21 protein-coding genes are annotated in these 20,292 nt (G+C 65.6%); 17 read left to right on the top strand and 4 right to left on the bottom strand.

Annotated features, from left to right (window positions below; genetic code table 11):
• Positions 1-59 precede the first annotated feature (59 nt).
• Genes dctP through JOD97_RS06615 form a run of 10 tightly spaced genes read left to right on the top strand, consistent with a single transcriptional unit; the run spans position 60 to position 9,177 of the window.
• Positions 60-1,076, top strand: a complete 1,017-nt coding sequence (dctP, locus tag JOD97_RS06570; protein WP_209714443.1) for a TRAP transporter substrate-binding protein DctP — start codon at positions 60-62, stop codon at positions 1,074-1,076.
• The gene (locus JOD97_RS06575; RefSeq protein ID WP_209714445.1) at positions 1,073-1,648 is read left to right on the top strand and encodes a TRAP transporter small permease; all 576 of its coding nucleotides are present in this window, start codon (positions 1,073-1,075) and stop codon (positions 1,646-1,648) included. The genes dctP and JOD97_RS06575 overlap by 4 nt, the downstream gene beginning before the upstream one ends.
• Positions 1,645-2,994 carry a TRAP transporter large permease gene (locus tag JOD97_RS06580; protein WP_209714447.1) on the top strand — a complete coding sequence of 450 codons (1,350 nt, stop codon included), beginning with the start codon at positions 1,645-1,647 and terminating at the stop codon, positions 2,992-2,994. The genes JOD97_RS06575 and JOD97_RS06580 overlap by 4 nt, the downstream gene beginning before the upstream one ends.
• Positions 2,995-4,656 carry a malonate decarboxylase subunit alpha gene (gene mdcA / locus JOD97_RS06585; protein WP_209714450.1) on the top strand — a complete coding sequence of 554 codons (1,662 nt, stop codon included), beginning with the start codon at positions 2,995-2,997 and terminating at the stop codon, positions 4,654-4,656.
• 10 nt (positions 4,657-4,666) lie between these two features.
• Positions 4,667-4,981 (top strand): malonate decarboxylase acyl carrier protein, encoded by a 315-nt coding sequence (gene mdcC / locus JOD97_RS06590; RefSeq protein WP_209714453.1) that lies wholly within the window; start codon positions 4,667-4,669, stop codon positions 4,979-4,981.
• Positions 4,978-5,898, top strand: coding sequence for a biotin-independent malonate decarboxylase subunit beta (locus JOD97_RS06595; protein ID WP_373999799.1), 921 nt, complete (start codon positions 4,978-4,980; stop codon positions 5,896-5,898). Before mdcC ends, JOD97_RS06595 begins: the two co-directional genes overlap by 4 nt.
• A 1-nt stretch (position 5,899) precedes the next feature.
• Positions 5,900-6,616: a biotin-independent malonate decarboxylase subunit gamma gene (gene mdcE, locus JOD97_RS06600; RefSeq protein WP_209714455.1), complete on the top strand. Its 717-nt coding sequence runs from the start codon at positions 5,900-5,902 to the stop codon at positions 6,614-6,616.
• A 34-nt stretch (positions 6,617-6,650) separates the two neighbouring features.
• The gene (mdcG, locus tag JOD97_RS06605; protein ID WP_209714457.1) at positions 6,651-7,289 is read left to right on the top strand and encodes a malonate decarboxylase holo-[acyl-carrier-protein] synthase; all 639 of its coding nucleotides are present in this window, start codon (positions 6,651-6,653) and stop codon (positions 7,287-7,289) included.
• The gene (mdcB, locus tag JOD97_RS06610) at positions 7,286-8,218 is read left to right on the top strand and encodes a triphosphoribosyl-dephospho-CoA synthase MdcB (RefSeq protein WP_209714459.1); all 933 of its coding nucleotides are present in this window, start codon (positions 7,286-7,288) and stop codon (positions 8,216-8,218) included. The genes mdcG and mdcB overlap by 4 nt, the downstream gene beginning before the upstream one ends.
• A 2-nt stretch (positions 8,219-8,220) precedes the next feature.
• A complete protein-coding gene (locus JOD97_RS06615) occupies positions 8,221-9,177 on the top strand; it encodes an ACP S-malonyltransferase (protein ID WP_209714461.1) in 957 nt (318 codons plus the stop codon).
• A gap of 75 nt (positions 9,178-9,252) precedes the next feature.
• Here the strand turns inward: JOD97_RS06615 and trxC are convergent, their stop codons facing one another.
• The 3 genes from trxC to JOD97_RS06630 form a co-directional block, all read right to left on the bottom strand.
• A complete protein-coding gene (gene trxC, locus JOD97_RS06620; protein WP_209714463.1) occupies positions 9,253-9,714 on the bottom strand; it encodes a thioredoxin TrxC in 462 nt (153 codons plus the stop codon).
• Positions 9,715-9,832: 118 nt separating this feature from the next.
• The gene (gene phaP / locus JOD97_RS06625) at positions 9,833-10,471 is read right to left on the bottom strand and encodes a TIGR01841 family phasin (protein ID WP_209714465.1); all 639 of its coding nucleotides are present in this window, start codon (positions 10,469-10,471) and stop codon (positions 9,833-9,835) included.
• A gap of 325 nt (positions 10,472-10,796) precedes the next feature.
• Positions 10,797-12,428, bottom strand: coding sequence for an OFA family MFS transporter (locus JOD97_RS06630; RefSeq protein ID WP_209714467.1), 1,632 nt, complete (start codon positions 12,426-12,428; stop codon positions 10,797-10,799).
• 172 nt (positions 12,429-12,600) lie between these two features.
• On the opposite strand from JOD97_RS06630, the gene JOD97_RS06635 reads away from it, so the two are divergent.
• The 7 genes from JOD97_RS06635 (at position 12,601) to JOD97_RS06665 (ending at position 19,041) form a co-directional block, all read left to right on the top strand.
• Positions 12,601-12,924 (top strand): flagellar basal body rod C-terminal domain-containing protein, encoded by a 324-nt coding sequence (locus tag JOD97_RS06635; protein ID WP_209714469.1) that lies wholly within the window; start codon positions 12,601-12,603, stop codon positions 12,922-12,924.
• A gap of 82 nt (positions 12,925-13,006) precedes the next feature.
• Positions 13,007-14,575 (top strand): class I adenylate-forming enzyme family protein, encoded by a 1,569-nt coding sequence (locus JOD97_RS06640; RefSeq protein ID WP_209714471.1) that lies wholly within the window; start codon positions 13,007-13,009, stop codon positions 14,573-14,575.
• A 21-nt stretch (positions 14,576-14,596) separates the two neighbouring features.
• Complete coding sequence (locus JOD97_RS06645) at positions 14,597-15,763, top strand: ABC transporter substrate-binding protein (RefSeq protein ID WP_209714473.1); 1,167 nt, start codon at positions 14,597-14,599, stop codon at positions 15,761-15,763.
• Between the two features lie 16 nt (positions 15,764-15,779).
• Positions 15,780-16,652, top strand: a complete 873-nt coding sequence (locus JOD97_RS06650) for a branched-chain amino acid ABC transporter permease (protein WP_209714475.1) — start codon at positions 15,780-15,782, stop codon at positions 16,650-16,652.
• Complete coding sequence (locus JOD97_RS06655; RefSeq protein ID WP_209714477.1) at positions 16,649-17,629, top strand: branched-chain amino acid ABC transporter permease; 981 nt, start codon at positions 16,649-16,651, stop codon at positions 17,627-17,629. Before JOD97_RS06650 ends, JOD97_RS06655 begins: the two co-directional genes overlap by 4 nt.
• Positions 17,622-18,347, top strand: a complete 726-nt coding sequence (locus JOD97_RS06660) for an ABC transporter ATP-binding protein (RefSeq protein ID WP_209714479.1) — start codon at positions 17,622-17,624, stop codon at positions 18,345-18,347. Before JOD97_RS06655 ends, JOD97_RS06660 begins: the two co-directional genes overlap by 8 nt.
• On the top strand, positions 18,340-19,041 hold the full coding sequence (locus JOD97_RS06665) for an ABC transporter ATP-binding protein (RefSeq protein ID WP_209714482.1): 702 nt from the start codon (positions 18,340-18,342) through the stop codon (positions 19,039-19,041). Before JOD97_RS06660 ends, JOD97_RS06665 begins: the two co-directional genes overlap by 8 nt.
• Before the next feature lie 91 nt (positions 19,042-19,132).
• On the opposite strand, the gene JOD97_RS06670 is transcribed toward JOD97_RS06665, so the two are convergent.
• Positions 19,133-20,119, bottom strand: coding sequence for a DUF4105 domain-containing protein (locus tag JOD97_RS06670; protein ID WP_209714484.1), 987 nt, complete (start codon positions 20,117-20,119; stop codon positions 19,133-19,135).
• Positions 20,120-20,292: the final 173 nt, after the last annotated feature.

Genomic DNA, 20,292 nt, shown 5'->3' on the forward strand with positions numbered 1-20,292 from the left:
TTGCATAACGTATGCAATAAAGATAATATTTCTAAACATCAATTTTCTTGGAGAAATGTATGCCCGCAATTACCCGCAGGTTCGTACTCGGCGCCCTGGCCGCCAGCCCGTTGTTGTTCCAACCGGCATGGGCACAGAACAAGACGCTCAAGATTTCCCACCAGTTCCCGGGCGGCACCATCAACGAGGGCGACTTCCGCGACCGCATGACCCGCATGTTCGCGGCCGAAGTGGAAAAACGCTCCAAGGGCAGCCTGAAATTCGAGATCTATCCGGGTTCCTCGCTGATGAAGACCAACGCCCAGTTCTCGGCCATGCGCAAGGGCGCGCTCGATCTGTCGCTGGTGCCGCTGTCGTACGCCGGCGGCGAGGTCCCGGAGGTGAACATCGGCCTGATGCCGGGACTGGTGACGTCGTACGAACAGGCGTACGGCTGGAAGACCGCCGAAGTGGGCAAGGAACTCAGTCGCATCCTGTATGAAAAGGGCATCGTGCTGGTGAGCTGGATCTGGCAAGCCGGCGGCGTCGCTTCGCGCACCAAGCCGGTGATCGATCCGGAAGACGCCAAAGGCATGAAGATCCGCGGCGGCTCGCGCGAGATGGACCTGATCCTCAAGGCCGCCGGCGCCGCCGTCGTGTCGCTGCCATCCAACGAGATCTACGCCGCCATGCAGACCGGCGCGATGGAGGCGGCGCTGACCTCCTCCACCTCGCTGATCTCGTTCCGCCTGGAGGAAGTGTCGAAGGCGCTGACCACGGGCCGCAACGGCGCCTACTGGTTCATGTTCGAGCCGCTGATGATGTCGCGCTCGATCTTCGACGCGCTGACCAAGGAACAGCAGGCGACCATTCTCGCCGTCGGCGCCGAGCTGGAAGCCTTCGCCATGAAATCGGCCAAGGCCGACGACGTGCAGGTGGCGGCCGTGTATCAAAAAGTGGGCGCCAAGGTGGCCGACCTGAATCCGGCCGCGCTGAAGAAATGGCAGGCCATCGCCCGCACCACCGCCTGGAAGGATTACGGCGAAAAGAACGATAACTGCGCCAAGCTGCTGAAGCTGGCCGAGAAAACGCTATGAGCCACGGCGTCGAGCTGGAGCCGGGGCGCGGCCCCGCGCCACCCGACAACGCCATCGTGGCGGCGGCAACCGCGCTGCTCGACCGGCTGAACCGCGCGCTGTTGCTGCTGTCGATGATCGCGCTGGTGCTGACCGCCATCGTGCTGACCTACTCGGTGGTGTCGCGCTACTTCTTCCATGCGCCCACCGACTGGCAGGACGAGGCGTCGGTGTTCATGCTGGTCGGCGTCACATTCTTCTGCACGGCGTTCGTGCAGTCGCATCGCGGCCATATCGGCATCGAGGCGGTGGCCCCGTTGCTGCCGCGCGCCGTCAACGCGGCGCGCTTGCTGTTCGTCGACGTGATGTCGGCGGCGTTCTGCGCCTTCTTCTCGTGGAAATCGTGGACGCTGTTCCATGAAGCCTGGGTCGACGGCCAGACCACCTCGTCGACCTTCGCGCCGCCGCTGTGGATACCGTACTCGATGATGGCCGCCGGCATGACCTTGCTGACCTTGCAGATCGTGCTGCAAACGCTGGCGCGCATGACCAATAAATCACCCGACAAAGCGACGATGGAGCGTGCGGCATGAGTGAACTGACCCTGGGCGCGCTGTACGGCGCCGTTACGCTGGTGGTGATGTTCTCCGGGATGCCGATCGCGTTCGCGCTCGGCATCGTCGCCACCGGCTTTATGTACTTCTTCATGCCCGCCTCCTCGCTCGACACGATCACGCAAAACGTCTACGAGGAGATGGCGTCGATCACGCTGCTGTCGATCCCGCTGTTCATCCTCAAGGGCGCGGCGATCGGCAAGTCACCGGCCGGCAAGGACCTGTATTCGGCCATCCATACGTGGATGCACAAGGTCCCCGGCGGCCTCGGTATCGCCAACGTGTTCGCCTGCGCGCTGTTCGCCGCCATGGCCGGCTCCTCGCCGGCCACCTGCTCGGCCATCGGCTCGGCGGGGATACCGGAAATGCGCAAGCGCGGCTACTCACCCGGTTTCGCGGCCGGCATCATCGCCGCCGGCGGCACGCTGGGCATCCTGTTGCCGCCGTCGATCACGATGATCCTGTACGCGGTCGCCGCCGAGCAGTCGCTGGGCCGCCTGTTCCTGGCCGGGATCGGCCCTGGCGTGCTGCTGGTGTTGCTGTTCGCCGGCTATGCCGTCTACCGCGCGCAGAAGGAATACAAGGCCGCGCTGGTCATCTACCAGAACGGCGGCGAAAAATCGCCCTACCTCGAGGACGAGCATTTCACGCTGAAGCAAAAGGTGGAGATGCTGCCGCGCGTGCTGCCGTTCATCGTGCTGCTGATCGGCGTGATGGTCGCGCTGTACGGCGGCTTCGCCACCCCGTCCGAGACGGCGGGCCTGGGCGCGCTGCTGGCGATGGTGCTGCTGGCCGTGATCTACGGCGTTTGGCGACCGAAGGACCTGTCGCCCATCCTCAGCTCGTCGATCAAGGAATCGACGATGCTGTTGCTGATCATCGGCATGTCGCTGCTGTATTCGTACGTGATGAGCTACCTGCACATCAGCCAGTCGGCCGCCAACTGGGTGGTCGGCCTGCACCTGTCGAAATGGCTGCTGCTGGCCGTGATTTTGCTGATGGTGGTGGTGTTCGGTTTCTTCCTGCCGCCGGTGTCGATCATCCTGATGACGGCGCCGATCATCCTGCCGCCGTTGAAGGACGCGGGTTTCGACCTGATCTGGTTCGGCGTGGTGATGACGGTGGTGATGGAAATGGGCTTGATCCATCCGCCGGTGGGGCTCAATATATTCGTTATCAAGAACATCGCGCCAGACATACCGCTCAAGGATGTGATCTGGGGCGTATTCCCCTTCCTGGTGCTGATGTTCGTGGCGGTGATTTTGTTATGCCTGGTCCCGTCCATCGCCACAGGCCTGCCTGACATGATTATGGGAGCAAAGTAAATGACAGTCGCCGCATGGAACACCTTGCAGCAAAACCGCGCTGCGAGATTGAAGCGGGCCGGCACGGAACTGGGCACCGACCTGGCGGGCAAAAGCCTGCCGGCCGCGCGCATCGCCGATCTGCTGCACGCGGTGATCGAGTGCGGCGACCGTGTTTGCCTTGAGGGGAACAACCAGAAGCAGGCCGACTTCCTCGGCCACGCGCTGGCGCATCTGAATCCGGAGCGGGTCAACAACCTGCACATGCTGCAGTCGGTGCTGGCGCTGCCGGAGCATCTGGACGTGTTCGAGCGCGGCGTCGCCTCCAAGCTCGATTTTTCCTTCTCCGGGCCGCAGGCGGCGCGCGTGGCGCGACTGGCCTCCGCCGGCAAGCTCAATATCGGCGCGATCCACACCTATCTGGAGCTGTTTAGCCGCTACTTCATCGACCTGCCGCCGCGCGTGTGCCTGATCGCGGCGGAAGCGGCCGACCGCCATGGCAACCTATACACGGGACCGAACACGGAGGACACGCCGGCCATCGTCGAGGCGACCGCCTTCAAGCAGGGCATCGTCATCGTCCAGGTCAACCGCATCGTCGACAGCGTGCCGCGCGTCGACGTGCCGGGCGACTGGGTCGATTTCGTCGTGCAGTCGCCGCGCCCCTACTATATAGAACCGCTGTTCACGCGCGATCCGGCGCAGATCTCGGAAATCCAGGTGCTGATGGCGATGATGGCCATCAAGGGCATCTACGCGGAATACGGCGTGCAGCGCCTGAACCACGGCATCGGCTTCGACACCGCCGCCATCGAGCTGCTGCTGCCCACCTACGCCGAGTCGCTCGGCCTGCGCGGCAAGATCGGCAAGCACTGGGCGCTCAATCCGCACCCGGCGCTGATCCCGGCGATCGAGGCGGGATTCGTGCAATCGGTGCACTCGTTCGGCTCGGAGCTGGGCATGGAGGACTATATCCACGCGCGGCCGGACGTCTTCGCCATCGGCCCGGACGGCACCATGCGCAGCAACCGCGCCATGTGCCAGGCCGCCGGCCACTACGCCTGCGACATGTTCATCGGCTCGACCCTGCAGATCGATTTGCAGGGTAATTCGTCGACGGCGACGGCGGGCCGCATCTCCGGCTTCGGCGGCGCCTCCAACATGGGCGCCGACGCGCGCGGACGGCGCCATGCCAGCCCGGCGTGGCTGAAGGCGGGCCAGCAGGCGCGCGAGGGCCGCAACACGATCCCGCGCGGCCAGAAGCTGGTGGTGCAGATGGTGGAAACCTTCCGCGAGCACATGCAACCGGCCTTCGTCGAAAGGCTCGACGCCTGGGAACTGATGGAACAGGCCAAGATGGCGATTCCGCCGGTGATGATCTACGGCGACGACGTCACCCACATCCTGACCGAGGAAGGCATCGCCAACCTGCTGATGTGCCGCACCGACGAGGAACGCGAGCAGGCGATACGCGGCGTGGCCGGCTACACGCCGGTCGGACTGGGACGCGACGCGCGCATGGTGGAGAATCTGCGCGACCGTGGCATCATCCAGCGCGCCGAGGACCTGGGCATCGACAAACGCCTGGCCACGCGCGATCTGCTGGCCGCCCGCAATATGAAGGACCTGGTGCGCGCATCGGGCGGTTTGTATCAGCCGCCCAAGCGTTTCCGCAACTGGTAAAGGAATAACTATGGAAACCCTGAACTACCGATTCGAGCATGGAACCCAGCGCCTTACAACCGGCCCGCAAGTGGTCGGCGTGGTCGGTTCCGGCAATCTGGAAGTGCTGATCGAGCCGGCCGCGCTCGATGGCGCCTGCACCATCGAAATCACCACGGCAGCCGTCGGCTTCGGCCCGATCTGGCAAGCCGTGATGAACGACTTCCACGCGCGCTGGCTGCTGGCCGATACCCGCATTTCGATCAACGACATGGGCGCCACGCCGGCGGTGGTCAGCCTGCGGCTCGACCAGGCCGTGCAAACCATGCTGGGAGAAGCATCGTGACCAACGCCGTCAACACAATCCGCGCCAGCAGTTATCAGGAAGCGACCGCGCGCGAGCGCCTGCAACAGCTGTTCGATCCGGGCAGCTTCGAGGAATTCCTGCCGCCGTACAAACGGGTCATCAGCCCGCACCTGGGGCAACTGAACGCGCCGGTGGCGTTCGACGACGGTGTGGCCGTCGGCCGCGCGCTGCTCGGCGGCGTCCCGGTCTACACGGCGGCGCAGGAAGGTGGATTCATGGGCGGCGCCGTGGGCGAAGTCCACGGCGCGAAGCTGGTCGGCCTGCTGCGCCGCGCCGTCGCCGACAAGGCCGCGGCGGTTGTGCTGCTGGTGGAATCGGGCGGTGTGCGACTGCACGAGGCCAACGCCGGCCTGATCGCGGTATCGGAGGTGATGCGCGCCCTGCTCGACGCGCGCGCCGCCGGCGTGCCGGTGATCGTGCTGGTGGGCGGCTCCAACGGCGCCTTCGGCGGCATGGGCATCGTCTCGCGCTGCGCCAACGTGGTGGTGATGTCGGAGGAAGGACGGCTGGCGATGTCCGGCCCGGAAGTGATCGAAACGGCCAACGGCGTCGAGGAATTCGATTCGCGCGACCGCGCGCTGGTCTGGCGCAGCACCGGCGGCAAGCATCGCTATCTGATGGGCGACTGCCAGCGCATCGTGGCCGACGACATCGCCGCCTTCCGCGCGGCCGCGCGCGAAGCGGTGGCGCAGTACGCCAGCGAGCCGGCGGAACTGTCGCTGGAGGCGCTGGAGGCCGAACAGCGGATGCTGGGCGAGCGCATCGCCCGCTTCGGCGACCTGCCCGACCCGGTCGACATCTGGAGCGCCATGCAAATCCCAGACGCGGCCAACGTGCCGATGCTGGAAGTGGATAGTTTTATCGCGGCGGCCGCAACGCGCCGCATGGGAGCCTGACATGGATAGCAAAAAACTGGCAGACGCACTGTTCCCGCAAGGTCACTCGATCGTCGAAAAAGACGATTTCCTGTGCGGCGGCGGTCAGGTGGACGGTGAAACGGTGCAGGTGATCGGCACCACCGCGCACACGCCCATCGGCGTGGAGATCGCGCTGGCGCAGGCCCGCGCCATACTGGACACGGTGCGCGAATTCCCCGGCAGACCGATACTGATGCTGATCGATACGCAGGGCCAGCGCCTGCGCCACCGCGACGAAATGTTGGGCATCAATAGCTATATGGCCCACCTGGGAAAATGCGTGGACCTGGCGCGGCGCAGGGGCCATAAGATCATCGGCCTGGTGTACGACCAGGCTTTGTCGGGCGGCTTCATCACCAGTGGTCTGATGGCCGACGCCTGCTACGCCCTGCCCGACGCCACCATTCGCGTCATGGGTTTGCCGGCGATGGCGCGCATCACCAAGGTGCCCGAAGAACGCTTGACCGAACTGGCGCAAAGTAATCCCGTGTTCGCGCCGGGACCGGAAAACTACCTGCGCATGGGCGGCCTGCAGGCGATCTGGGAAGGCGACCTGGCCGCGCAACTGCGCGCGGCGCTGGCCGAACCGGCCGCCGGCGACCAGCGCAGCGCGCTGGGCCTCGAACGCGGCGGACGACGCCTGGCGCAGCCGGTGATCGAAGCGGTCATGACGGACGGCGATGTACGCGCCGCCTGAAAATGCCGGCACGGAGCGGGCATGGGAGCGGCATATGCTGGTGTGGCTGGAGGACGCGGGCTGGAACGCCGCGCAGGCCACCACCGAACCGCAGCACAATGCCGCCTTCACGCTGTGGCAAAACCAATCCTGGCCGCTGATCGTGCGGCGCGCCGACGCCGACGCGGCGGACGATGAGATCTGTCTCGGCTTACCCTTGCCGCCCGACGAAGACACCGGCACAAAGGTGCGCATTTCGCTGCGCGCGCAGGTGCGGCATATCAGAAAGACGACCGGCGCGATGGAATTGGCAGCCGTGCTACAGTCGTCGAACACAGAACGCGCGCCGTTGGCCGCGCTGGAGCGCGATGCCGCCGGCCTGCGTCTGCGGGTGTACGGATCGCACGCGATGGAGGCCATCACCGGCCTGCCGTATGTGTCGCCGACGTCGGATATCGATCTCCTGTTCCACCCCGCCAGCCGGCGACACCTTGAGGAAGGCGTCGCGACGCTGTCACGCCACGCCGCGCGATTGCCAGTCGACGGTGAGATCGTCTTTCCCGGCGGCGCCGCCGTATCGTGGAAGGAATGGCAAATGGCGATGGCCAATCCCGCAAAGGTGATCGTCAAGGAGCTGCACGCGGTGCGCCTGGCGGACACCGCGTCGCTGCTGGCGCTACTGGACCCGGCATGATGCAAGCCACCACCCTTGCCCACGTCTCGCGCGCGCTCATTCCACGCGTCGCGTCACAAGCCCCAAGTCCTGCGGCGCAACGACGCTACGCCGGCGAGGTCGCGCGGCTTGCCGTCGGCAGCCTCCACGCCGAGCTATGCCTGTATCCGAAACCGGGACTGGTGTCGCTGGTCGACACGGGCAGCCACACCGACATGGACGCGTCCACCTTCATGCGCAGCCTGTTCTCGTTGCGTCACTATTTCAAAAGCATCTGCCTGGCGGGACTGAACGACGCTCCTTTCGCGCGCCTGAAGCAGCTGGGCATCGCGGCGGAGACGGCGATGTTGAAGGCGACGCGGGGCGTCAATACGCATCGCGGCGCCATCTTCAGTCTTGGCCTGCTGTGCGCGGCGGCGGGCCGCGCCCACGCGCAAGGCACGCCAACGACGCCGGCGGCGCTGCGCGCCACGATGCTGATACGTTGGGGCGAGGAGCTGGCCATGCACGCCAGCGCGCCCTCCGTCCCGGCGGCGACAAGCAACGGCCTGCGCGTGGCGGCGCGCTACGCGGCGAGCGGCGCACGGGAAGAAGGCGCGCTTGGACTGCCGTCGGTGTTCGAGATCGGCGTGCCGGCGCTGCAAGCCGCGCGCGCGCGTGGCGCCACCATGACGATGGCCCGCATCGACGCGCTGTTCGCGCTGATGGCGCACATCAGCGACAGCAACGTCTACCACCGCGCCGGCCCGCAAGGCGCGCGGACCGTGAGGCTGCATGCGCGGCGCTTTCTTGACGCCGGTGGCACGGCCAACTGCGACTGGCACGCGTCGGCCCTGGCCAGCCATCGGGTGTTCGTTGAACGGCGGCTGTCGCCAGGCGGCGCCGCCGATCTGCTGGCGGCAAGCTGCCTTGTGCAATCCATCGCCGCGCTGGACGCGGATTGGCGGTGATCATGTCGTACGGCGCCCAATCACGTCTGCTGCTACTCTGTCCCGGCCAGGGCGGGCAACACGCGGGGATGTTCGACCTGGCGCGCACCAGTCCCGTGGCGCGGGCGCTGCTCGACGGTCTCCAGGGCGTCATGCCGCCGGCGGCGCGCGGTGCACTCGCCGGTGGTGGGTCCAATGCGGCCGGCGTGGACATCTACGCCAACGGCAACGCGCAGCCGCTGATCGTGGCCGCCACGCTGGGCATGTGGGAGGCGATCCGGGAGTTCGCGCCGCCACCGGCACTGGTGGCCGGGTACAGCATCGGCGAATTGTCCGCTTATGGCGTCGCCGGTGCGTTCGACGCCGCCACCGCGGCCGGGCTGGCGGCCCAGCGCGCGCAGTTGATGGACGCGTGTCTGGCGCGGCATCCGGGACAGGCGCTGGTGGCGTTGTCGGGTCTTGCGTCGAAACGGCTTGAGGAGCTGGCGACGGCGCACGCTTTTCATATCAGCATAGAGACCGGGGACGACGCCAGCATCGCCGGCGGCTCCGCGCAGGCGGCGATGGCGCTGGAGGCGGCCGTCGTCGCGGCGGGCGGAAGATGCACTCGGCTGCCGGTTGAAGTGGCGTCGCATACGCCGTATATGCAAGACGCGGTGCGGCCGTTCGCCGATGTGCTGCGGCAGGTGGATTTCGGGCGCATGGCGGCGCCGGTGTTGGCCGGCGTGAGCGCGGCCGCGGTCGGCGGCAAGGAGCAGGCGGTGGAGCTGCTGTCGCGCCAGTTGGCCGAGAAAATCCGCTGGTTGGCCTGCATGGACGCTTGCGGCGAGGCCGGCATCACGTATGCGCTGGAACTGGGGCCGGGGTCGGCGCTGGCGAAGATGCTGCAAGCGCGGCATCCTCATATCAATACGCGGTCGGTCGCCGATTTTCGTACGCTCGACGGCATACGCAAGTGGCTGGAGCGCGCCGCCGAATAGCAGGCTTCGTCGGCGGCTCACACATGGCGGATTACGGCGTTCCGCCTAATCCGCCCTACGTGTATCCAGAATCCCTCACCTGCGATTGTTCTGCGTCGCCCACGCGACGATGTTGGTCGCGTCCATCGCCCCCGGCTGGCGCGCGATTTCTCGTCCACCCTTGAACAGCGCCAGCGTAGGAATGCTGCGGATCGCATAGCGCGCCGATAAATCCTGCGCTTCTTCGGTGTTGACCTTGACCACGCGGAACCCTGGCTCCAGCCGCTGGGTCGCCTGCGCGTAAAACGGCGCCATCGTGCGGCACGGGCCGCACCACGGCGCCCAAAAGTCCACCAGCACCGGAATGTCGCTGCGCTCGATATGCTTGAGAAAGCGCGCGCTCGACAAATCCACCGGCTGTCCGGTGAACAACGCGCGCTGGCACTTGCCGCACACCGGCTCCGCCGACAGCCTGGCCGCCGGCACGCGGTTGACCGCGTCGCAATGAGGGCAAACGATGTGCAGCGACTCCGGCTGCGCGGTGGTGGAATTCGTCATGATTATCTCCAGACAGCAACAAGCTGTCCATGATAAGGCATGGACGAAAAAAATGCCGCGCGCGGCGATCCTCGACCCCGCACACGGCAAATCTCGTTTTATTTTATTGCAGCCGGTATCAAGTTTCCTTGCGGGCTCCGGCTTGCTTGCTGCCCTGCGCGGCCGCCTGGGCCGCCGTTTGTGCCTGCGTGCCTTGCTGGCCACCCTGCATGCTGCCCGGCTGGCTTTCGATACCATTCTGACCGGCGCTCTGCAGCGACTGGCTGCCGCGCATTTCGTTGGCGCGCGACTGGCGCGCGCCGTCGCTCATGAACGGATCGGTGAACTTGCTGACCGCGTCCTGCTGGCTGCGCAGGGTTTTTTCCGTTTCCTCCGACGTCACGCGTGCCACCTCTTCGGCCAAAGCCTTGGCGGTGCGGCTGGTTTCCTGCACGTGCTCTTCGGCGACTTTGGACAGGTCCACCTGGGTGTCGGCGGCAATCCGCGACAGATGCTGCTGGTAGGCGCGCAGCTTTTCGGCGGCAGGCTGCGCGTGCGCGGCTGCGGCGGCGATCGCTTCGGTCGGACGATTTGCGGTGATGAATTTGTGGCTGGTCAGCGTACCTTCTTCCAGCAAGGTTTGCGCCAGTTGGATGTTGAGGTCGCTGTATTGCTGGACGGTACGGAAGATGGATTTCGACATGTCGTTGAAGAACGACAACTGCGCTTCCAGATGGGTTCTGGCTGCTGGGGTAACTGATTGGGAAAATGGATACATAACTGTGCCTCGAAAAAGAAGGTAAAAGGGTTGCCCTGGAAATTCTGTGGTTGGGGAGTTCTCGATTGTGTCGGTCCGGTTTCGACAACGCGTCTGCAGCGCGAATGCCAAGGCTACGTCACCCCGATGCGCGCCGTATGATCTAGATCAAACGTGCACCGAACCGCCATGCACGAAAATTGTCCCGTCTTCGCTTCCTTGCTTTGCCCCTGTTCAACATTGGTGCCATCGGCCAATGACAAGCAGCAATATATCCATAAAAAAACGGGGCCGGTCCAGCACAACGCTGAACCGGCCCCGCCGCCCGCCGACTTGATCGACAAGCTTACTTAAACAATACCGAGGCTTTCTGCACCGTGATGGAGATGCCGATGGCCATCGGGATGCCGACCGCCAGCCAGCCGAACGCGACCGCCAGCGGGCTGGTGGTGCCGCCCGACGCGGCGGCCGCGCCGGTCGATGCGGCGGCGTCGCGCTCGTGCGCCAGCTTCTTCTCGGCCGCCAGTTCGGCGTCGGTCATGAAGTGCTTGTCGGCGATCGGGCGCACCAGCAGGTTGCACACCAGGCCGGCCAGCAGCAGGCCCGCCAGCACGTACATGGTGAAGTCGTAGGCCTGCGCCTTCGGCACGCCGTTGGCGATCTGGTACTCGCGCACGTAGTTGACCAGGATCGGGCCGAACACGCCGGCGGCGGCCCATGCAGTCAACAGACGGCCGTGGATGGCGCCGACCATCTGCGTGCCGAACAAGTCGGCCAGGTAGGCCGGAACCGTGGCGAAGCCGCCGCCGTACATCGACAGGATGACGCAGAAGAAGCCGACGAACAGCGCCAGATGGCCGCCGTGCGCCATCGATGGAATCGACGCGTACAGCGCGAAACCGAGCACGACGAAGATGCCGTAGGTGACTTTGCGGCCCAGGAAGTCGGAGCACGACGCCCACACGAAACGGCCGCCGATATTAAACAGCGACAGCAGGCCGGTGAAGCCGGCGGCGATGGCGGCGATCTGGCCCTTCTGCGCCAGGGTCAACTCGTTGAACGCGGTGGTCACGCCCAGCAGCTGGCCGCCGAAGATCTCCTGCAGCAGCGGCGAGGCCATGCCCAGGATGCCGATACCGGCCGTCACGTTCAGGCACAGCACCAGCCACACCAGCCAGAATTGCGGGATGCCCCACACTTTGCTGGCGTGGACGTGGCGGGTGGTGATCATGGCGTTGGCGTTGGTCGCCGGCGGCGTCCAGCCGGCCGGTTTCCAGCCGCTGGCCGGCACGCGGTACGACAGCGCGCCCGCCATCATGAAGACGAAATAGATCGCCGCCATCGCCAGGAAGGTTTGCCAGACGCCGACCGAGCCGGCGTTGGCGAAGTGCTTCATCAGCATGTCGGCCAGCGGTGCGCCGATCATGGCGCCGCCGCCGAAGCCCATGATGGCCATGCCGGTCGCCATGCCGCGGCGGTCCGGGAACCATTTGATCAGCGTCGACACCGGCGAGATGTAGCCCAGACCCAGGCCGATACCGCCGATGACGCCCGAACCGATCCACATCAACCAGATCTGGTGCTGATAGACGCCCAGCGCCGAGATCACCAGGCCGCCGCACCAGCACAAAGCCGACACCACGCCCGCCTTGCGCGGACCGGCGTGTTCCAGCCAGCCGCCGAACAGCCAGGCCGACAGGCCGAGGAAGACGAAGAACATCGTGTACATCCAGCCCAGCATCGAGATCTGCCAGTCGCAGGTCGACGACAGGATGCGGGCCATCAGATCCATCTCGGCCGCGCAGGCCAGCGGCTCGGTGACGCCGACCGCGCGCGACAGCGGCAGCCAGAACACCGAAAACCCGTACGCCATGCCGATGCAAAGGTGGATCGCCAACGCCGCCGGCGGCACCAGCCAGCGGTTGAAGCCGGACCCCGCCACCGTGCGGTCCTTCTCCAGAAAATCAAAAAACGCCATGTTTACTACTCCCTGATTATTTCTCAAAAACAACAAGGGGCGCAGATTAGCACAGAAACGTCGGCTTACCCACCATTTTCATTGTCTAACGATCCAGTTAACGTACATCTGGGCAATATATCGGTTAAACTGTGCTGAGTTTCCATACGGGAATAATCGAAAGATCACTACCATGTCGATAGCCGCTCTCCACACCGCCACCTCCGGCCTGCAGGCCAGCGCCGGCGCGCTCGCCAACAGCGCGCACTCGGTCGCCAATATGGCCACCGCGAACTTCCAGCCGGCGCGGGCGACGTTCCAGGAGAGCGCGCCGGCCGGCGGCGGCGTCTCGCTGTCGGTGCAGGGCCGCCAGTTGCAGTCGTCGGAAACCAGCGGCACCGACTTCGCCACCGAGACCACCAACTCGCTGGTTTATAAAGCGCAGTTCGACCTGTCGGCCAAAGTAATACAGGCGGCCGACGAAAACCTCGGCACGCTGATCGACATCAAAGCTTGACAGGGTCTGGCCGAATCGGCACATTGGGGGCTTCCGAGAGGGACCCCATGACAACAGAGCAGCAAACCCCGGCGCGGGCCGGATGAACCAGATCGACGTCGAGCAGGTTCTGGCATCGCTGCCGGACCGAATCAGCGGCATTGCGCGCCGCTGGTCGACGCGCGCGCCGGACGCGCCCGCGCTGCACGACGGCCGGCGGCACTGGAGCTACGCGCAGTTGGCGGAGGCGGTCGATCACACCGCCGCGCTACTGCGCCGGCTCGATGTGCGTGCCGGCGACCGCCTGATGGTGGTCGGCGAGAACTGCGTGGCGCAGGTGGTGCTGACCTTCGCCGCCGCCGACATCGACGCCTGGATCGTCCACGTCAACGGCCGCCTCTCGGCGCGCGAGGTGGACCAGATCCTCGACCACAGCGGCGCGCGGCGGGTGATCTACACATCGATGCCAGCCTCCCCCGAAACAACGGCCCACGGGCAGCGCCATGGCGCCGAGCCGGCGCAGCCGCCGTTCGACGCCTGCGAATGGATGGTCGGCGCGCTGAACGCCGGCAGCGCGCCGGAACCGGCGCATGCCTCGCCCGAGCGCCAGGTGGCGGCGCTGATCTACACCACCGGCACCACCGGCCATCCCAAAGGCGTGATGCTCACGCACCGCAACCTCTTGTTCATCGCCGCCATTTCGAGTACGCTGCGCGGCCTGACGCCGCACGACCGCGCCTACGGGGTGCTGCCGATCACGCACGTCTATGGACTGGCCTCGGTCATGCTGGGCACCTTATACGCGGGCGCCTGCCTGTACCTGTGCCCGCGCTTCACGCCCGACGCGCTGATCAAGGCGATCCGCCACCACCGCCTGACCATCCTGCAGGGCGTACCGGCGATGTACGCGCGCTTGCTGGAAAAGCTGGGCACCGGGGACGACGGCCAACCGCCACGGCTGAAGAACCGGCTACGCTTCGCCTACGCCGGCGGCTCGCCGCTGGCGCCCACGCTCAAGACGCAGGTGGAGCGGCTGCTCGGCGTCCCGCTGCACAACGGCTACGGCATGACGGAGACCTCGCCGACGGTCAGCCAGACCCGCCTGGACCAGCCGCGCGGCGACGCCTCGGTGGGCATGGCCATCCCCGGCGTGGAGGTGCGCGTGGTCGACGTGGCCGGCGCGGATGTGGCGACGGGCATGGACGGCGAACTGTGGGTGCGCGGCCCGAACATCATGCTCGGCTATTACCGCGAGCCGGAGATGACGGCGGCGGCGATGCGCCCCGGCGGCTGGATCAACACCGGCGACATGGCGCGCCGGGACGCCGACGGCGCATTGTTCATCGTCGGGCGCACCAAGGAGCTGATCATCCGTTCCGGCTTCAACGTCTACCCGCTGGAGGTGGAGACGGTGTTGAACGCCCACCCGGCGGTGACGCAGGCGGCGGTGGTGGGCCGCGACGCCGGCGACGGCAACGGCAACGAGGAGGTGGTGGCCTTCGTCGAACTCGATCCGCGCCATCGCGTGTCGACCGAGGAATTACAGCAGTACCTGGCGGGCCGGCTGTCGCCGTACAAAATCCCGTCGGAGATCATCACGATGCAAACCCTGCCAGCAGCGACGACCGGCAAGATCTTGAAAGGACAGCTGCGGCAACTGGCACAAAAATAACCGGAAAAGGTGGAGACAGTCATGAGAAAAATAACGATGGCCGCGTCGATCGCGGTGCTGATGACGGCAATGTTGGCGGTCCGCGCGCACGCGGAGGAATTCATCGTCGGCGCGCAGCTGCCGCTGACCGGAACGCTGGCGCGGGTGGGCGCCGGCATGCAGGAGGGCGTGATGGTCGCCGCCGATGTCTTCAACAGGAACAACGGCAAGCACAAGATCAAGATCGTCACCATCGACGACGAGTCGGCGCCGGCCAAGGCGGTGGCGGCGGTCGAGAAGCTGGCCAGCGAAGGCGCCATCGCCGTCACCGGCGGCTACGGCTCCAATAACATCGCCCCCGCCTCCGACGCGGCCAACAAACTGGGACTGCCCTACATCACCTCCGGCGGTGTCGACGATAGCCTGGTCAACAGCGGGCGCAAGAATTTTTTCCGCATCAATAACACCGCCGGCTACGAAAAAGCCGTGTTGGGCACCTTGGCCGACATGGGCGCGAAATCCGTGTCCATCGTCTTCTCGACCAAGGAAGCCACCTCCGACCTGGCCGGCTCCGTGCAAAAGGCGCTGGCGGCCAAAAGCGTGAAGGCTACCGCGCACTCCTTCGATCCGGCCATCACCGACTTCAAGCCGATCGTCAACAAGATCCGGCTGCAGGACAAGTCCGACGTGATACTGATGGTCGGCTACGAGAACGATTACGTCGGCATCCTGCGCGCGGCGCGCGTGCTCAAGCCGCCCGTCAAGGCGCTGATCGGCGTATGGTCGCTGGCGACGCCCAAGATGGCGGCCGAATTCCCCGACCTGATGCCGAACGTGTACGGCACCGCGCTGCTGCCCTTCCCCGCCACCTTCGACACCGCCGACGGCAAGGCCTTCGCCGCCGCGTACAAGGCGCTGTACAAAAAAGAGCCGGATTACCTGGGCCAGTTCGGCTATGTGCAATCGATGCTGCTGTTCGAGGCGATCGCCCGCGCGGCCGACAAGGGCACGGTCAAGAAAGGCGGCGTGGCCGAGGAGCTGCGCAAGACCGACCGCGAAACCTTGATCGGGCGGGTGCGGTTCGGCGCCAATGGCGACAATCCCAACTTCGTCCACCGCATGGCGCAGCACCAGGGCAAAAACATCGTCATCGTCTGGCCGCCGCAAAACGCCACCGGCAAGATGGTCTATCCCGGCACCCCGTGGTAAGCGCGGACCGGACGGCATGACGGACCTGATCCTGCAGGCGCTGTATTCGGGCCTGCTGCAAGGCGGCTCCTACGCGCTGATCGCGCTGGGACTGGCGCTGGTGTTCGGCACCATGCGGGTGATTAACCTCGCCCACGGTGAGCTGGTGCTGCTGGCGGCCTACATCGCCTACACGGTGGAATCGGGCCTGGGACTCAACCCGGCGTGGGCGATTCCGATCGCCGTGATCGTGGTGGCCACGACGTCGGCCGGCGTGTACGGCATCGTCAGCCGCATCCGCAAGGACCGGGAGATCAATTCGCTGATCCTCACCTTCGGCATCGGCGTGATCATGACGAACCTGATCCTGCTGATCTGGAAGGCCGACGTGCGCTCCACCAGTTCCAGCTGGCTGCAGGAGGCGTTCGTCGTCGGGCCGTTGTACAGCATGCGCGGCGAGGCGGTGTTCTTCATCGTCAGCGTGCTGCTGATGGCCGGCCTGTGGTGGTGGCTGTCGCGCAGCTGGCATGGGCGCGCGCTGCGCGCCGTCTCCAGCAACCGCGAGGCGGCCAAGTTGATAGGCATCGCGCCGGGACGCACGGAACTGGCGTCCTTCATCGTCGCCGGCATGCTGGCCGGATTCGCCGGCGTGGCGCTCTACAGCTACGGCGTGATCCAGCCCGCGTACGGCGGCGCGCTGACCGTCAAGGCCTTCATCATCACCGTGCTGGCCGGCGTGGGCTCGATTCCCGGCGTGCTGCTGGGCGCCGTGCTGCTGGGCGTCGCCGAGGCGCTGACCGTTACGCTGGCCAGTTCCGCGCTGCAGGAGCTGGCCGGCATGCTGCTGTTCCTGCTGGTGCTGTTCGTGATGCCGAATGGCCTGATGGGCACCAGCCGGAGGCGCGGATGAGCGGGCGTGGCCACGGCTGGCCGCTGCTCGCCGCACTGCTGGCCGTCGGCTACGGCGCCGTGCCGCTGCTGCTCGGCGCCAACCAGTACATTATGAGCCTGATCGTCGCCGCGCTGGTGATCGGCTGCGTCGCGCTGTCATGGGCCTTGCTCGGCAACCTGGGCGGCATGGTCAGTTTCGGCCACAGCGCGTTCTTCGGCGTCGGCGCCTACGTCTCGGCCATCGTCACGCTCAAGGCGGGGCTGCCGGTGCCGGCCGGGATGGCGCTGGGCGGCATCGGCGCGGTGACCGCCTCGCTGGTGATGCTGCCGGTGCTGCGCCTGCGCGGCCCCTACTTCGCACTGGCGATACTCGCCTACGCCCACATCTTCCGCATCATCGCCACCGAATGGACTTCGCTGACCGGCGGCTCCGGCGGCATCGGGAATATTCCCGTGCTGCCGTCCATCTTCAACCTGGGCATGGGCGGCAAGACCGGCGCCTATCTGGTCATCCTCACCATCGTCCTGCTGTTCGCACTGGCCTACCGCGCCATCCGCGCCGGCCATTACGGCCTTGCCCTGCGCGCGATGCACGACAGCGAGGACGCCACCCGCGTGGTGGGCGTCGACAGCACGCTGCTCAAAGGCCTGATGCTGATGGTCTCCGCCTTCATGGCCGGTGTGGCGGGCGCGTTCAACGCCCACTACCTGAATTTTCTGGAACCCGATTACGCGTTCAACGGCGTCTGGGTGACGCTGCCCATCGTCGCCGCCATCTTCGGCGGCTACCGCACCATCGCCGGGCCGGTGATCGGCGCGCTGGTGGTGTATCTGCTTGATCAACTGGTTTTCAAGGCGCTGATCCCGACCGGACATCAACTGGTGCTGGGCGCGCTGCTCGTCGCGATGATCATCCTCAGTCCCACCGGCCTGCTGCCGCTGTTGCCGTCGCCGGGCAAGTCGGCATCCAAGCCAGGAAGGAACGACCATGCTTGAACTGAACAACCTTTCGGTGCGCTTCGGCGGTCTGACGGCGGTCAACAACGTCACGCTCAATGTCGGCAGCGGCGACGTGGTCGGGCTGGTCGGCCCCAACGGCGCCGGCAAGACGACGCTGTTCAACGCCATCTCGGGACTGGTGCGCCCGACCGGCGGCAGCATTCGTTTCGACCGCCACGACGTGCTGCGCACGCCCGTGTACCGGCGCGCGCGGCTAGGCATCGGCCGCACCTTCCAGGTTCCGCAGCCGATGCACGAACTGACCGTGCGCGAGAACCTGGTTGTCGCACAGCGCTTCGGCGCCGACAAGATCGACACGCGGCGCATCGACGAGATCCTGGAGTTCACCAGCCTGACCGGCAAGGCGGAGCGCGAAGCCGCCACCGAGCTGTCGCTGACCGAACTCAAAGCGCTGGAGGTGGCGAAGGCGCTGGCGACGTCGCCCAAGCTGCTGCTGCTCGACGAAGTACTGGCCGGGCTGGAGACCACCGGCAAGCGCCGCTTCATGGGAATGCTCAGGGAGATGCATACACGCTTCGGCGTCGGCATCGTCATGATCGAGCACGATATCGAAACCATCAGCGCCTTGTGCGCGCGCGTGGTGGTGCTCAACTTCGGACAGTTGATCGCCGACGGCACGCCGGATGCGGTGTTCCGCGACCCGGAGGTAGTCCGTAGCTACACGGGAGCCGCGGTGGGAGCAACCGATGCTTGAACTGGACCGGGTGCGCGCGGGCTATGGCGCCATCAATGTGCTGTGGGATGTATCGATGCGCGCGCAGGCCGGCCAGCTCACGGCGATCATCGGTCCGAATGGCGCCGGCAAGACCACGCTGCTGCGGGCGGTAATGGGATTGCTGCCCGTGACCGGTGGCGAGATCCGCCTCGACGGCGGGCGCCTGGACGGCACGCCGACCTGGCATATGGCCGACCACGGCCTGGCGATGATCACCGAGGACCGTCTGATTTTCCGCGACATGAGCGTGGAGGAGAATCTGGTCATGGGGGCGTTTCATCCTTCGCATCGGGCGCACGTTAAGCCGCGCCTGGAGCGGTCGTATCGGATGTTTCCGCGACTGCGGGAGCGGCGCGCGCAGCTGGCCGGTTCATTGTCCGGCGGCGAGGCGCAGATGCTGGCGATGGCGCGGGCGTTGATGTCGGAGCCGCGCCTGCTGATTGTCGACGAGCCGTCGCTGGGACTGGCGCCGGTGATCGTCAACGAGGTGTTCGAGACGCTGGAGCGGCTCAAGGCCGAGGGACGGACCATTATTCTGGTCGAGCAGAATACGGAACGTGCGATCGGTATCGCCGATCATGTGTATTTGATGCAGAGCGGGAGGATCGTGCTGTCGCAGCGCGCTGCGGAGGTTGACCTTGATCATGTCAGCGACCTTTATTTCGCGCGGTGACAATGGAACTGTTGGCGGCGCATGCATGGCGGATTACGCTTCGCTAATCCGCCCTACGTGTTTCCTCGGTTTTTCCGTTTTTAAGGACGATTCATCGGTCTGCGGTCCGGATGCGGGCCGAAAAATCCTCGGCCTTGTCGGCGGCGCGCGCCCGTTCGGTGATATGCGCCTTGTGCCGCAACGCCTCGAAATCCGTCCCTCCGGCCAGCGCGCCGATATCGTACAAATACCGGTCCAGATACCCCGACGCCAGCAACCGCCAATCCATCGGCAGCCCCGGATCGATGCGGCGCGCCATCTCGAATATGATGGTGGTGCAGTTGGCCGTCAGCGTGTTGTAGAAGCGCGGCTCGCGCTTGAGCTGCGCGCCTTCGTCCAGATACGCCAGAAACAAGGAACGCATCTGCTCCGGCGCGATCTTCAACCTGTACAGGTACATATCCTCGCCGCGCACGTTGGTGCGCACCCGCAGGATATCGCGTTCGTCGGCGGCGATCAGCACCGTCTCGAAACCTTTGAAGAAGCCGGCGACGGCGTCGAAGCTCTCGCCACGCTGTTTGCGGATCTCGATAGAAAACACCAGATAGCGGCCGTCGGCGAAACCGAACGACACCAGCGTGTGCGCGATCGCGGGTCCCATCCAGTACGACATCGCCACATCGACCGACCGTAGCTGATCCAGATCGTAGCTGCGCGCTTCCCAGCGCTGGGTGTAGTCGGTATCGCTGCGCCAGTCGAAATCGCGCACCTGGTCCAGGGTGACCACGCTGCCCCGCACCTGGCCCGTGACCATGCGCGACACGTCGTCGGCCCACACGCGGTGATGGGTCGGCTGCAGCGTGCCCCACCAGGCCATCAGCGCGACCATCGCCGCCAGCCACGGCAAGGCCATGCGCGCGTCGCGCCGGCGCCACCACAGCGCCAGCGTAACGACGGCGCCGGCACCCCATACCACCACGGCCGGCAGGCGCAGCGCGGGCAGCTGAAACCATAGCGCCATGCCGCCCCAGGCGGCCAATATCACCAGCAGGAACGACGCCAGCGCCCGGGCCGCGACAATCAGAGTATTTTTATTCATGCCCGATTATATGGGCTGGGGCTTCAATCCTCGTGTTCGTCTTTGCCGGTGCCGCACCCAATCTGGACGCATATGATTTTTACTGCAATACTCAATACCATGCCGATTATTCCGATAAGCTCCAACATGGCGGTTCCATAAAATGAAGAAGAGACGCTTCACTTTAACGGCGC

It is taken from the genome of Duganella sp. 1411 (assembly GCF_017833525.1).
Taxonomy (GTDB): Bacteria; Pseudomonadota; Gammaproteobacteria; order Burkholderiales; family Burkholderiaceae_D; genus Rugamonas.